The sequence below is a fragment of the Staphylococcus saprophyticus subsp. saprophyticus ATCC 15305 = NCTC 7292 genome (assembly GCF_000010125.1).
GTDB lineage: Bacteria > Bacillota > Bacilli > Staphylococcales > Staphylococcaceae > Staphylococcus > Staphylococcus saprophyticus.
The window spans coordinates 1,635,698-1,650,320 of sequence record NC_007350.1 but is presented as its reverse complement, the minus strand read 5'-3'; the positions used below and the strand labels follow the sequence as shown (position 1 = coordinate 1,650,320).

10 protein-coding genes are annotated in these 14,623 nt (G+C 34.8%); all 10 read left to right on the top strand.

From position 1 onward, the window contains the following. Window positions 1-94 precede the first annotated feature (94 nt). The 10 genes from ileS to carB all read left to right on the top strand — a co-directional run bounded on the left by ileS (window position 95) and on the right by carB (window position 14,558). Window positions 95-2,845, top strand: a complete 2,751-nt coding sequence (gene ileS, locus SSP_RS07990; protein WP_011303319.1) for an isoleucine--tRNA ligase — start codon at window positions 95-97, stop codon at window positions 2,843-2,845. A gap of 251 nt (window positions 2,846-3,096) precedes the next feature. Beyond that, window positions 3,097-3,891, top strand: coding sequence for a VOC family protein (locus SSP_RS07985; protein ID WP_011303318.1), 795 nt, complete (start codon window positions 3,097-3,099; stop codon window positions 3,889-3,891). 194 nt (window positions 3,892-4,085) lie between these two features. Next, complete coding sequence (gene lspA, locus SSP_RS07980; protein WP_011303317.1) at window positions 4,086-4,562, top strand: signal peptidase II; 477 nt, start codon at window positions 4,086-4,088, stop codon at window positions 4,560-4,562. A 12-nt stretch (window positions 4,563-4,574) separates the two neighbouring features. Further along, window positions 4,575-5,492: an RluA family pseudouridine synthase gene (locus SSP_RS07975; RefSeq protein ID WP_011303316.1), complete on the top strand. Its 918-nt coding sequence runs from the start codon at window positions 4,575-4,577 to the stop codon at window positions 5,490-5,492. A gap of 484 nt (window positions 5,493-5,976) precedes the next feature. Then, window positions 5,977-6,504 (top strand): bifunctional pyr operon transcriptional regulator/uracil phosphoribosyltransferase PyrR, encoded by a 528-nt coding sequence (gene pyrR / locus SSP_RS07970; protein WP_011303315.1) that lies wholly within the window; start codon window positions 5,977-5,979, stop codon window positions 6,502-6,504. Window positions 6,505-6,777: 273 nt separating this feature from the next. After that, complete coding sequence (locus SSP_RS07965) at window positions 6,778-8,085, top strand: uracil-xanthine permease family protein (protein WP_002483529.1); 1,308 nt, start codon at window positions 6,778-6,780, stop codon at window positions 8,083-8,085. Window positions 8,086-8,118: 33 nt separating this feature from the next. Then, window positions 8,119-9,021, top strand: coding sequence for an aspartate carbamoyltransferase catalytic subunit (locus SSP_RS07960; RefSeq protein ID WP_011303314.1), 903 nt, complete (start codon window positions 8,119-8,121; stop codon window positions 9,019-9,021). Beyond that, the gene (locus tag SSP_RS07955) at window positions 9,018-10,292 is read left to right on the top strand and encodes a dihydroorotase (RefSeq protein WP_011303313.1); all 1,275 of its coding nucleotides are present in this window, start codon (window positions 9,018-9,020) and stop codon (window positions 10,290-10,292) included. The genes SSP_RS07960 and SSP_RS07955 overlap by 4 nt, the downstream gene beginning before the upstream one ends. Then, on the top strand, window positions 10,292-11,392 hold the full coding sequence (locus SSP_RS07950; RefSeq protein WP_011303312.1) for a carbamoyl phosphate synthase small subunit: 1,101 nt from the start codon (window positions 10,292-10,294) through the stop codon (window positions 11,390-11,392). The genes SSP_RS07955 and SSP_RS07950 overlap by 1 nt, the downstream gene beginning before the upstream one ends. Beyond that, window positions 11,385-14,558 carry a carbamoyl-phosphate synthase large subunit gene (carB, locus tag SSP_RS07945; protein ID WP_011303311.1) on the top strand — a complete coding sequence of 1,058 codons (3,174 nt, stop codon included), beginning with the start codon at window positions 11,385-11,387 and terminating at the stop codon, window positions 14,556-14,558. Before SSP_RS07950 ends, carB begins: the two co-directional genes overlap by 8 nt. Window positions 14,559-14,623: the final 65 nt, after the last annotated feature.

Below are 14,623 nucleotides of genomic sequence, written 5' to 3'. Positions count from 1 at the left end.
CGCGGTCAATATCGTCCCTGTTAATTGAACTTAGGGTTCTTTTATTGTATAAAATGAACTAACTTAGAAAATCGGAAGAAGGAGTGTATTGAAAATGGATTATAAAGATACGTTGTTAATGCCAAAAACAGATTTCCCAATGCGTGGAGGTTTGCCAAATAAAGAGCCAAAAATACAAGAAGAATGGGATGCCAAAAATATTTATCAAAAAGTATTAGATAAAAATGAAGGTAATCCGTCATTTATTTTACATGATGGACCACCGTATGCGAATGGTAATTTACACATGGGCCATGCCTTAAATAAAATTCTTAAAGATATTATTACGAGATATAAATCCATGCTTGGTTACTATGCACCATACGTTCCAGGTTGGGATACACATGGTCTTCCAATTGAACAAGCATTGACTAAAAAGGGCGTTAAACGTAAAGAACTATCAATCGCTGAATTTAGAAAAAAATGTGAAGCATTTGCATTAGAACAAATCGACAACCAGAAAAAAGATTTTAAACGTTTAGGTGTTAAAGGTGATTTTAATAATCCATACATTACGCTTAAACCTGAATATGAAGCAGCTCAAATTCGTTTGTTTGGTGAAATGGCAGACAAAGGATTAATTTATAAAGGTAAAAAACCTGTTTATTGGTCACCATCAAGTGAATCGTCATTAGCTGAAGCTGAAATTGAATATCAAGATAAACGTTCACCGTCTATTTATGTAGCTTTTGATGTTATAGATGGTAAAGGTATTGTAGATGACGATGCACAATTCATCATCTGGACAACAACACCATGGACTTTACCTTCAAATGTTGCCATTACAGTACACCCAGATTTAACTTATGGTCAATATAATGTTAACGGCAAAAAATATATTATCGGTAAAGATTTAGCGAGTGATGTGGCTGAAGCGCTAGATTGGGACGAAGATACTTTAGAATTAGAAAAAGAATTCAAAGGTAAAGACTTAGAGTACATTAAAGCGCAACATCCATTCTTTGATCGTGAATCATTAGTTATCAACGGGTTACACGTTACTACTGATGCAGGTACAGGTTGTGTACACACAGCACCAGGTCATGGTGAAGATGACTATATTGTTGGTCAAAAATACAATTTACCTGTTATCAGTCCTGTTGATGATAAAGGTGTGTTTACTGATGAAGCAGGTCAATTTGAAGGCATGTTCTATGATAAAGCAAACAAAGAAATCACAGATTTATTAAAAGAAGATGGCTCATTATTAAAATTAGAATTTATTACACATAGTTACCCTCATGATTGGCGTACTAAGAAACCAGTGATCTTTAGAGCGACACCACAATGGTTTGCTTCTATTGATAAAGTACGTGAGGACATCTTAAGTGCAATAGACGATACGCAATTCAAAGTTGATTGGGGTAAAACACGTATCTATAATATGATTCGTGATCGTGGAGAATGGGTTATTTCTCGCCAACGTGTATGGGGTGTGCCATTACCAGTATTTTATGCAGAAAATGGTGACATCATCATGACAAGTGAGACCGTAAACCATGTTGCAGATTTATTTGAAGCAAATGGTTCAAATATTTGGTTTGAACGTGAAGCGAAAGATTTACTGCCAGAAGGTTTTACACATCCTGGTAGCCCTAACGGCGAATTCACAAAAGAAACGGATATCATGGATGTATGGTTTGATTCAGGTTCTTCACACCGTGGTGTATTAGAGGCACGTCCAGAATTATCATATCCTGCAGATTTATATCTTGAAGGTAGTGACCAGTATCGTGGTTGGTTTAACTCTTCAATAACAACTTCTGTAGCTACAAGGGGACAATCACCATATAAAATGTTACTTTCTCATGGCTTTGTCATGGATGGCGAAGGTAAAAAAATGAGTAAATCATTAGGAAATGTGATTGTTCCTGATCAAATCGTTAAACAAAAAGGTGCAGACATTGCACGTCTATGGGTAAGTAGTGTAGATTATTTAGCAGATGTTCGTATATCTGATGAAATCTTAAAACAATCTTCTGATGTATATCGTAAGATTAGAAATACGCTAAGATTTATGCTAGGAAATGTGAGTGATTATAACCCTGCCACAGACGCTATCGCAGAAAAAGATTTACTAGAAGTAGATAAATATTTATTAAATAGATTACGTGAATTTACTGCAAACACATTAGATCACTATGATAACTATGATTATTTAGATATTTACCAAGAAGTTCAAAACTTTATCAATGTGGAATTAAGTAATTTCTATCTAGATTATGGTAAAGATATTCTATATATTGAAGAACGTGATTCACACAAACGTCGCAGCATGCAAACGGTGTTATACCAAATTGTAGTAGATATGACAAAACTACTTGCACCGATTTTAGTTCATACTGCTGAAGAAGTTTGGTCTCATATTCCACACGTAGAAGAAGAGAGTGTACATTTAACAAATATGCCAGAGCGCGTAGAAATTGATCAAGCGTTTGTTGATAGATGGAATACATTTATGAAATTACGTGATGATGTTAACCGTGCATTAGAAGTTGCACGTAATGAAAAAGTAATCGGTAAATCACTCGAAGCAAAAGTTGTGATTGGCTCTAATGAAAACTTCGATGCGACGACATTCTTACAACAATTCAAAGATTTACAACAACTATTTATCACTTCTCAAGCTGAAGTTGTCGATAAAGTAGATGACGGTGTTGCATATCAACATGGTGATATCCGTATCGAACATGCTCATGGAGAAAAATGTGAACGTTGTTGGAATTATAGTGAGGAATTAGGTTCAGTAGGTGAATTAGATAACTTATGTCCTCGTTGTCAAGCAGTTGTAAAAACACTTGTATAAGAATTAGAAAGTAAGTAAAAATGATTCAATAAGTTCAAAGGTTACTTATATTTGCATTCAGCAAATTAAGTAACCTTTTCTTATGGCAATAATTGTTGTTATAATTTAGTGAAAATAAAATGCTAATGGCGCGGATGTACAGTAATATCAATAATGAAGGACGTATGAATTAGCATAGGTAGATAGATAAAAATTAAACGTAAAGTGTCATTTTAATGAATAAGAAATTGACATTTGGAAAGGTGTTTGTCATGTTTCATAATCAAAGTGCTCATTTTGTAAATGGCATCACATTAAATGTAAGAGATAAAGAAGCAATGAAGCATTTTTATCAAGACATATTAGGATTGAATGTAGTGAATGAATCACTATCTATTGTTCATTATGAAATAGGAAATATGAATCATTTTTTAACATTAAATCAAATAAATATGGGGAGAGAGCCATTAACATCGGAAGCTGGCTTATTTCATTTAGCTATAAAGTTACCTTCAAAGACAGACTTAGCAGATTTACTTGTACAGTTAAGTGAATATACAATTCCAGTTAACGGCGGTGAACACGAAACGGCTACCTCAATTTTTCTAGAGGATCCTGAAGGCAATGGACTTGAATTCTATGTCGATAATCCAATGGAAGATTGGTCTTTTGAAAATGGACAAGTTGTATTAGAGACCCAACCGATTAATGTGCCACATCTATTGACTTATGTATCAAATGAAAAGTGGCAAGGCATTCCAGATGAAAGTATTATTGGTTATATTAATCTAAAGACAATAGAGTTAAAACGTATTAAATTATATTACAAGCGATTTTTTGGTTTAGAACCATCCGCTTTAGAAACCAATCATTCAGTATATTTATCATCAAATGGTTATCATCAGCATATCGTTGTGAATAATTGGTACTCTAGTATCAAACGTATTGAAAATGAACGTACCTATGGTTTGGTTTGTGTAGATTACCATTATCCTGAATCGACTCATAAACGCTTAACTGGACCCGATGGGATTCAATTTAGATTCAATTTCTACAAAGTGATATAAAGAAGCGAAATAAAAAATGAAAAGCATAGTTAGAAATTTCCTGATTGCATCGGTATAATTTTAAACGTCAAAATTTCGTATAGGAAATGTAGTTTTTTTACAGATAATGAAACTGTAACTTTTTTTATAAGTTTGAGTAGGATATAATGAGAGTTGTTGTAAAAGCGACTGAACCTAGAATAGGAGGTACGGACATGAAACGTCAGTACTATATTGGTATTTCTTTATTCATAACAATCATTATATTAGTATTAGATCAAATCACAAAATTTATTATTGCTAGTTCAATGAAAGTGGGAGATTCATTTGAAGTTATTCCCAACTTTTTAAATATAACTTCGCATCGTAATGATGGTGCAGCTTGGGGAATTTTAAGTGGAAAGATGAGTTTTTTCTTTATTATCACAATCATTATACTGGTTGTACTCATCGTATTTTATATTAAAGAAGCGAAAAACAATTTATTGATGCAAATCGCAATTAGTTTATTGTTTGCTGGTGCATTAGGGAACTTCATCGATCGTGTGTTACATGGAGAAGTTGTAGACTTTGTAGATACATATATCTTTGGATATAATTTTCCAATATTTAATGTAGCTGACTCAAGTTTAACGATAGGCGTTTTATTAATTATTATCGCTTTGCTAACAGATATGAAGAAAGAAGAATAGGAGAGATATTGTATGGATATACATCAGTTTAAGATTGAAAATCCAGAAGATACAGGCCAACGTATCGATAAATTACTACCTGAATATCATTCAGAGTGGTCACGTACACAAATTCAAGACTGGATTAAAGCTTCTCTAGTAAAAGTAAACGACCAGGTCATTAAATCTAATTATAAGACAAAAATGAATGATCACATTGTTGTAACCGAAAAAGAAACCGTTGAAGCGGATATTCAACCAGAAAATTTAAATTTAGATATTTATTATGAAGATGATGATGTAGCGATTGTATATAAACCTAAAGGTATGGTTGTGCATCCATCTGCAGGTCATTATACCGGTACATTAGTGAATGGTCTAATGTATCAAATGAAAAATTTATCAGGTATTAACGGTGAAATACGTCCAGGTATTGTACATCGTATTGATAAAGATACCTCAGGTTTACTCATGGTTGCTAAAAATGATGTGGCACATCGTAGTTTAGTTGATCAACTCGTTAATAAAACCGTGACACGTAAATATGTCGCTTTGGTACATGGTAAAATTCCTCATGATTATGGTACTGTTGATGCGCCGATTGGTAGAAATAAAAACGATCGTCAATCTATGGATGTTGTAGATGATGGTAAAGAGGCGGTTACACATTTTAATGTTTTAGAACATTTTAATAAATACACATTAATAGAGTGTCAATTAGAAACCGGACGTACCCACCAAATCCGTGTGCATATGAAATATATTGGTTATCCATTAGTTGGTGACCCCAAATATGGCCCTAAAAAAACATTAGATATAGGTGGCCAAGCGTTACACGCTGGAATTATTGGCTTTGAACATCCAGTTACACATGAGTATATTGAAAAATCAACTGCATTACCTGAAGATTTTGAACAGTTATTGTCAGAATTACGTAGAAGTGATAAATAAAAATGATAAAATTTTATAAAATGGATTATTAAACATTCATAGTGCCTAATTTTTAATTAATCAAACTGTCATTTCCACTAAAGATACACATTTTAAATTGAAACAAGCATACCGTTTTCTGTCTCACTACTGTGTTTATTTCTTAAGTGGCTTGCAAGTGAATGCGTTTCATGGTAGTATGGTGACAGTTTAATAAAGAGCGTACGTCTTTAATTGTAAGTCCAGAGAGGCTTCGAAGACATGTATTTATTAAAGGTAGACAAACAATATTTTTCTCATTTGAGAAAAATACCTGTTGTAGTTAGTATCATATAACGCAACGGAAGATACAGTCGTTAGTAAAAACACTGTAAAGAGAAATCAGCTTGGATAAGAAAGCATATGTCTCTTATACGTTTGTCATACACTTTAACAAACCTCATGTCTTAATAAAGACATGAGGTTTTCTTTATATCATCATCATTTTAAAAGGTAGGTGCCTAAGATGTCAGAACGCATTATTATGGATGAAGCGGCAATTCAACGTACTGTGACACGTATTGCACACGAAATTTTAGAATATAATAAAGGTACTGATAATTTAATCTTATTAGGTATTAAGACACGTGGCGCATTTTTAGCAAGAAGAATTCAACAAAAAATTGAGCAAATTGATGAAATTGCTGTGCCTACAGGTACAATCGATATAACACAATTTAGAGATGATTTGGAACAAACGATAAATCAAGTAGATGAAAGATCATATGAAATTGATGTAAATATTACTAATCAAGTAGTCATTATTATCGATGATGTCTTATATACTGGTAGAACTGTAAGAGCGTCACTAGATGCAGTGTTACAGTATGCTAGGCCGAAGAAGATTGGGCTAGCGACACTAGTAGATAGAGGGCATAGAGAGTTACCAATAAGAGCTGACTTTGTAGGTAAAAATATCCCGACAGCCAAGGAAGAAGATGTTTCAGTATATTTAGAAGAAATAGATGAAAGAAATGCAGTTGTAATTGAATAACACCTTTTAATTCGGTACGAGAGACTGAAAAAGGGGAGAGGGTTAAACGGATGCAATAATATCGATAAATGTTTTATTGTAATACATCCGTTTATAAATTAAACAATTAATGAAACAACCTCTTCAATTATCTAATTTTATTTTTAAAGCACATTAATATTATAGAAGTTACATAACTTTTTATATGTGCATGAGTAAATTAGATAATATACTTTTTAGTCTCTTTACATGAATTTAATGTAAAGAGATTTTTTTATGAGAGGAAGCATAACCATGGAAAATGAAACAATGTTTGAACGGACAGTCAAGCCAGTATTAGATGTACAAGATAAACCAAAAATTGGACAGTGGGCATTTTTAAGTACACAGCATTTATTCGCAATGTTTGGTTCGACCGTACTTGTACCATTTTTAACTGGATTACCCATATCATCAGCGCTTTTAGCATCAGGTATAGGAACATTGCTTTATATCCTAATAACAAAAGCTAAGATACCAGCATATTTAGGATCGAGCTTTGCATTTATCACACCGATTATAACGGGGTTAAATTCTCATAGCCTTGGTGATATGCTGATGGCACTCTTTATGAGCGGCGTGATGTACGTATTAATAGGCTTAGCAATTAGATTGAGTGGTACGGGCTGGCTTATGCATCTTTTGCCACCTGTTGTTGTAGGACCAGTGATTATGGTCATAGGATTGAGTTTAGCACCAACAGCAGTTAATATGGCCATGTTTGAGAACTCAGGGGACATGAAAGGTTACAACTTAAGTTACTTGATTGTAGCTATGATTACGTTATTAGTAACAATTATTGTTCAAGGTTATTTTAAAGGATTCTTATCACTCATTCCTGTTCTAATAGGAATCATAACAGGTTACATCGTTTCGGCTTGTATGGGATTAGTCAACTTTGCACCGATTGCTAAAGCAAAATGGCTACAGTTTCCAGAAGTCTACATACCATTTAAAGATTATACACCTTCGTTTCATCTAGGACTCATACTCGTCTTGATACCTATTGTATTTGTGACGGTAAGTGAACATATCGGGCACCAAATGGTTATCAATAAGATTGTAGGACGTAATTTTTTCAAGGATCCAGGCTTAGACAAATCAATCATTGGTGATGGTGTTTCAACCATGTTTGCAAGTATTATCGGAGGTCCTCCAAGTACAACATATGGTGAAAATATCGGCGTTTTAGCAATCACAAAAATTTATAGTGTTTATGTGATTGGTGGCGCAGCAGTCATTGCAATCATTTTAGGATTTGTCGGGAAATTTACAGCACTGGTTTCATCTATACCAACCCCAGTCATGGGTGGGGTATCCATCCTGTTATTTGGCATTATCGCAGCAAGTGGCTTGAGGATGTTAGTGGAAAGTGAAGTAGATTTTGCGAGCAATAGAAACCTAGTCATTGCATCGGTCATACTTGTTATTGGTATTGGCAATCTAGTATTCAATTTAAATGGATTAGGGATTAACTTAGAAATAGAAGGTATGGCATTAGCAGCGTTAGCAGGTATTATACTTAACTTGATTTTACCTAAAACAGCACCAACCAATAATTAAAAGAAATTCTGATGATGAGGGAGCTGAATAAAAATGGATAATTTACTTTCAACGGAATACTTAAATACGACTGAAATTTACGATCTAATACAACGTGCGAGCGCTTTTAAAAATGGTAACGCGCAGCCAGGATGTTTTGAAGATAAATTTGTTGCTAATCTATTCTTTGAAAATTCCACACGTACAAAAAGTAGTTTTTTAGTAGCGGAACAAAAATTAGGACTAAAGTTAATAGATTTTGAGACAAGTACATCATCCGTTCAAAAAGGTGAATCATTGTATGATACTTGTAAAACGCTGGAACAAATTGGTGCCAATGTGTTAGTTATTCGACATTCACAAACAACTTATTATGATGAATTAAAGCATTTAAATATACCTATCATCAATGCTGGAGATGGTAGCGGACAACATCCGACACAAAGTTTACTAGACCTCATGACAATTTACGAAGAATACAAGACTTTTGAAGGTTTGAATGTACTTATCTGTGGTGATGTCAAGAACTCACGTGTAGCGAAAAGTAATTACCAAAGTCTAACAGCATTAGGTGCGCATGTCATGTTCTCTAGTCCAGATGAATGGAAAGATGAAACATTAGAAGCACCTTATGTTGATATTGATGAAGTGATTGATCGAATCGATATTGTCATGTTGTTAAGAGTCCAACACGAGAGACATGAGGATAGTGAAGTTACTAGCTTTGAAGTGAGTCAATATCATGAAAATTTTGGTTTAACGCAATCACGTTATGATTTATTGAAAGATCGAGCAATTATCATGCATCCTGCACCAGTAAATCGCGGTGTAGAAATTGAAGATACATTAGTAGAAGCACCGAAATCACGTATTTTTAAACAAATGGAAAATGGTATGTATATACGTATGGCAGTTATAGATCATATCTTACAAACGGAAGGGGCAACAGCAAAATGAAATTATTAACAAATGCAAAAATCTTAAAAAATGGTGAATTAACGACGGTATCGATTTTAATTGAGGGACAACATATTAAAAAAATCGCACCACACATTGATGTTACATTAGAGACTGAAGTCATAGACGTTAAAGGACAATTCGTTTCGCCAGGATTAGTTGATGTCCATGTCCATTTACGTGAACCAGGCGGTGAACACAAAGAAACAATAGAAACGGGTACGAAAGCAGCGGCGAGAGGTGGATTTACTACAGTATGTCCAATGCCGAATACGAAACCTGTGCCTGATTCAGAAGAAAATCTGAATCGCTTAAACCAATTAATTGAAGAAAATGCACAAGTAAGAGTATTGCCATATGCAGCAATCACAGTTAGACAGGCTGGGAAAGAACACGTGGACTTTGAAACACTTGCTAACAACGGTGCATTCGCATTTACAGATGATGGTGTTGGTGTACAACAAGCTAGCATGATGTACGAAGCTATGCAAGCGGCTGCAAAAGTAAATAAAGCAGTTGTTGCACATTGTGAAGATAACAGTTTAATATACGGCGGAGCAATGCACGAAGGTCAGCGTAGTGAAGCGTTAGGTATACCAGGTATTCCAAATATATGTGAAGCTGTACAAATCGCGAGAGATGTTTTACTGGCAGAAGCAGCAGGCGCACATTATCATGTATGTCACGTATCTACAAAGGAAAGTGTCAGAACAATTAGAGATGCTAAAAAGGCAGGCATTCATGTAACTGCTGAAGTCACACCACACCATTTATTATTAACAGAAGATGATGTACCAGGTGATGATGCTATTTATAAAATGAACCCGCCTTTAAGAAGTAAAGAGGATAGAGAGGCATTATTAGAAGGTTTATTAGATGGCACGATTGATTGTATAGCTACGGATCATGCACCACATGCAGCAGAAGAAAAGAATCAGCCAATGACGAAAGCACCATTTGGTATAGTTGGAAGTGAAACAGCGTTCCCATTACTATACACTCATTTCGTTAAAAATGGAGATTGGACACTTCAACAATTGGTAGATTATTTAACAATCAAACCTGCACAAACATTTGATTTACCTTTTGGAAGATTGGAAGAAGGTTATTTAGCAGATTTAACAGTCATTAACTTAGAAGAAGAAAGCGAAATTAAAGCAGAAGATTTTGCATCTAAAGGAACCAATACACCATTTATCGGTTACAAAGTTTACGGTACACCCGTATTAACAATGGTTGAAGGCGAAGTTAAATTTGAGGAGGAAGAATGATGTTGAAAAAACGTTATCTCGTATTAGAAGATGGTTCATATTATGAAGGTTATCCAATAGGTTCAGATCAATTAACATTAGGAGAAATTGTATTTAACACAGCTATGACTGGTTACCAAGAAACAATTTCAGATCCATCATATACTGGTCAAATTATTACATTTACTTATCCATTAATTGGTAATTATGGTATTAACAGAGATGATTTTGAAGCACTTGTTCCAACGTTAAATGGTGTTGTAGTGAAAGAAGCGAGTCGCCAACCAAGTAATTTCAGAAAGCAAAAGACATTCCATGAAGTATTACAAGAATATGATATACCAGGTATTTCAGGTGTAGATACACGTAGCATTACACGTAAAATAAGAAACAATGGTGTATTAAAAGCAGGTTTTACAGATGAAAAAAGTGAAATTGATTCAATGATTGCAAAGCTGCAATCCGTTGAATTGCCGCGAAATGAAGTCACAACTGTTTCTACTAAATCACCATATGTTTCTACAGGTTATGGACTTAGCGTCGTACTAGTAGATTTTGGAAAAAAACAAAACATAGTTAGAGAATTAAACGCGCGTGGTTGTAATGTAACTGTAGTGCCTTATGACACTTCAGCAGAAGCGATTATTCGCATGTCACCTGATGGTGTTATGCTGTCAAATGGCCCAGGTGACCCTGAAGAAGTCCATGTAGCTGTTGAAATGATTAAAGGCATTTTAGGGAAAATACCATTTTTTGGTATTTGTTTAGGACATCAATTATTTGCATTATCACAAGGTGCTACGTCATTTAAGATGAAATTTGGTCATAGAGGGGCTAACCATCCGGTTAAAGATTTAAAAACTGGAAAGATAGCTTTAACAAGTCAAAATCATGGTTATGCCATTGACAAAGCATCTCTAAAAAATACTGACCTAGAAGTGACACATATTGCAATTAATGATGATACGGTTGAGGGCTTGAGACATAAATCATTACCAGCTTTTTCAGTACAATATCATCCAGAAGCATGTCCAGGACCATCAGATTCAAACTACTTATTCGATGAATTTATAGACATGATAAATGAATATAAAACAAAGGAGCTTACAAATAATGCCTAAACGTCAAGATATAGAAACCATTTTAGTAATAGGATCAGGACCAATTATTATCGGTCAAGCTGCAGAGTTTGATTATGCTGGAACTCAAGCTTGTCTTGCGTTAAAAGAAGAAGGATACCGCGTCATTTTAGTGAATTCCAATCCTGCAACAATTATGACGGATAACGAAATTGCAGATAAAGTTTATATTGAGCCTTTAACACATGACTTCATCGCACGTATTATACGTAAAGAACAACCAGATGCATTATTACCTACACTTGGTGGCCAAACTGGTTTGAATATGGCGATTCAGTTGCATGATAGTGGTGAACTAGAAGCGAATAATGTAAAACTATTAGGTACTGAATTGGAATCCATTCAACAGGCGGAAGATAGAGAGTTATTTAGAACACTTATGAACGATTTAGGCGTACCAGTTCCTGAAAGTGATATCGTTAATACAGTTGAACAAGCTTTTGCTTTTAAAGAAGAAGTGGGTTATCCACTCATCGTTAGACCTGCATTCACAATGGGTGGCACAGGTGGCGGTATTTGTCACAATGATGCAGAATTCAAAGAAATTGTAACAAACGGTCTACATTATAGTCCGGCAACACAATGTCTAATTGAAAAATCAATTGCAGGATTTAAAGAAATAGAATATGAGGTTATGCGTGATAAAAACGATAACGCAATCGTAGTTTGTAATATGGAAAATATTGACCCTGTCGGCATACATACAGGTGATTCAATCGTTGTTGCACCAAGCCAAACACTATCAGATGTAGAGTATCAAATGTTACGTGATGTATCATTGAAAGTTATTCGAGCGCTCGGTATAGAAGGTGGATGTAATGTGCAATTAGCATTAGACCCACACTCATTAGATTATTATATTATTGAAGTGAATCCACGTGTTTCAAGATCATCTGCATTAGCTTCAAAAGCAACGGGCTATCCGATTGCTAAATTAGCAGCTAAAATCGCTATTGGTTTAACACTAGATGAAATGTTAAATCCGATAACAGAAACATCCTATGCAGCATTTGAGCCAACTTTAGATTATGTAATTTCTAAAATTCCTCGTTTCCCATTTGATAAATTCGAAAAAGGAGAACGTGTCTTAGGAACTCAAATGAAAGCAACTGGTGAAGTAATGGCAATTGGTAGAACATATGAAGAATCACTACTAAAAGCAATTCGTTCCTTAGAATATGGTGTACATCACTTAGGATTACCTAATGGTGAAACATTTGATTTAGGTTATATTAAAGAACGTATTCAAGACCAAGATGATGAACGTTTATTCTTTATAGGTGAGGCAATTCGCAGAGGTACTACATTAGAAGAAATACATGAAATGACAAAAATAGATTATTTCTTCTTAAATAAATTCCAACACATCATAGATATTGAACACGATTTGAAATCAAATAAAGGTGACATTGATTATTTAAAATTCGCAAAAAATTACGGTTTTAGTGATAGAGTAATCGCACATCGATTCGATATGACAGAAGAAGAGGTGTACGATTTAAGACAACAAAACGGCATTATACCAGTGTATAAAATGGTTGATACATGTGCTGCAGAATTTGAATCTGCTACGCCTTATTATTACGGCACGTATGAATATGAAAATGAATCTGTAGTCACAGAGAAAGAAAAAATTCTTGTCTTAGGTTCAGGACCTATTAGAATTGGACAAGGTGTAGAATTTGATTACGCCACTGTACATGCTGTATGGGCAATTCAACAAGCGGGCTACGAAGCGATTATAGTTAATAACAATCCAGAAACTGTTTCGACCGACTTTTCTATTTCGGATAAATTATACTTTGAACCGTTAACTGAAGAAGATGTCATGAACATTATAGATTTAGAGCAACCTAAAGGTGTCGTTGTACAGTTTGGTGGGCAAACGGCCATTAACTTAGCCGATAAACTAGCGAAACATGACGTGAAGATTTTAGGAACATCATTAGAAGATTTAAATAGAGCAGAAGACCGTAAAGAGTTTGAAGCGTTATTACACACGATTGATGTACCACAACCTAATGGTAAAACTGCAACGTCACCACAAGAAGCATTAGAAAATGCACGCAGTATTGGCTATCCAGTCGTCGTCAGACCTTCTTATGTATTAGGTGGTCGCGCTATGGAAATCGTTAATAGTGATGCAGAATTAGAAGACTACATGAATCAAGCAGTTAAAGCAAGTCCAGACCATCCGGTATTAGTCGATAGATATTTGACAGGTAAAGAGATTGAAGTAGATGCGATTTCTGATGGTGAAACAGTGATTATACCAGGTATTATGGAACATATTGAAAGAGCGGGAGTCCATTCAGGTGATTCCATTGCTGTTTATCCACCACAAACGTTAAAGCAAGAAGAAATGACAACATTAGAAGACTTTACGATTCGTTTAGCAAAAGGCTTAAACATTGTTGGTTTAATTAACATTCAATTTGTAATTGCGCATGATGGTGTATATGTATTAGAAGTGAATCCACGTTCGAGTCGTACAGTACCATTTTTAAGCAAGATTACGAATATTCAAATGGCACAGTTAGCTATGCGTGCAATCATAGGTGACAAGCTAGTGGACTTAGGATATCAACCAGGCATCCAACCTTATACAGAAGGTGTCTTTGTGAAAGCACCCGTATTTAGCTTTAACAAATTGAAAAACGTCGACATCACGTTAGGACCTGAAATGAAGTCAACAGGTGAAGTGATGGGTAAAGATGCAACTATGGAAAAAGCACTGTTTAAAGGTTTAACAGCTAGTGGGATGGAAGTTAAAGATCATGGTACGGTCTTGATGACAGTCAGCGATAAAGATAAAGATGAAATTGTCTCTATTGCACAACGATTAAATGAAGTAGGATATAGAATCTTAGCAACACAAGGTACTGCACGAAAATTAGCCGAGAATAATATACCTTCAGAAGTAGTAGGAAAAATTGGTGGCGAAGATGATTTACTTACGCGTATACAAAATGGAGAAGTACAAATCGTTGTGAATACGATGACCAAAGGTAAAGAATTCGAACGAGATGGTTTCCAAATTAGACGCGCCTCCGTAGAAAATGGCGTGCCTTGTCTAACCTCATTAGATACGGTTGTTGCATTAACACGTGTAATTGAAAGCATGACATTTACAATGAAAAATATGTAGTAATGAATAAGTGAGAAATGTCACAACAATGAACAATCATTGACTTTGTGATGGATTAGATAAGA

Excerpts from the sequence above, each read along its gene's own strand:
- ileS (WP_011303319.1), top strand. The coding sequence starts at position 95 with ATGGATTATAAAGATACGTTGTTAATGCCAAAAACAGATTTCCCAATG.
- SSP_RS07985 (WP_011303318.1), top strand. The coding sequence starts at position 3,097 with ATGTTTCATAATCAAAGTGCTCATTTTGTAAATGGCATCACATTAAAT.
- lspA (WP_011303317.1), top strand. The coding sequence starts at position 4,086 with ATGAAACGTCAGTACTATATTGGTATTTCTTTATTCATAACAATCATT.
- SSP_RS07975 (WP_011303316.1), top strand. The coding sequence starts at position 4,575 with ATGGATATACATCAGTTTAAGATTGAAAATCCAGAAGATACAGGCCAA.
- pyrR (WP_011303315.1), top strand. The coding sequence starts at position 5,977 with ATGTCAGAACGCATTATTATGGATGAAGCGGCAATTCAACGTACTGTG.
- SSP_RS07965 (WP_002483529.1), top strand. The coding sequence starts at position 6,778 with ATGGAAAATGAAACAATGTTTGAACGGACAGTCAAGCCAGTATTAGAT.
- SSP_RS07960 (WP_011303314.1), top strand. The coding sequence starts at position 8,119 with ATGGATAATTTACTTTCAACGGAATACTTAAATACGACTGAAATTTAC.
- SSP_RS07955 (WP_011303313.1), top strand. The coding sequence starts at position 9,018 with ATGAAATTATTAACAAATGCAAAAATCTTAAAAAATGGTGAATTAACG.
- SSP_RS07950 (WP_011303312.1), top strand. The coding sequence starts at position 10,292 with ATGTTGAAAAAACGTTATCTCGTATTAGAAGATGGTTCATATTATGAA.
- carB (WP_011303311.1), top strand. The coding sequence starts at position 11,385 with ATGCCTAAACGTCAAGATATAGAAACCATTTTAGTAATAGGATCAGGA.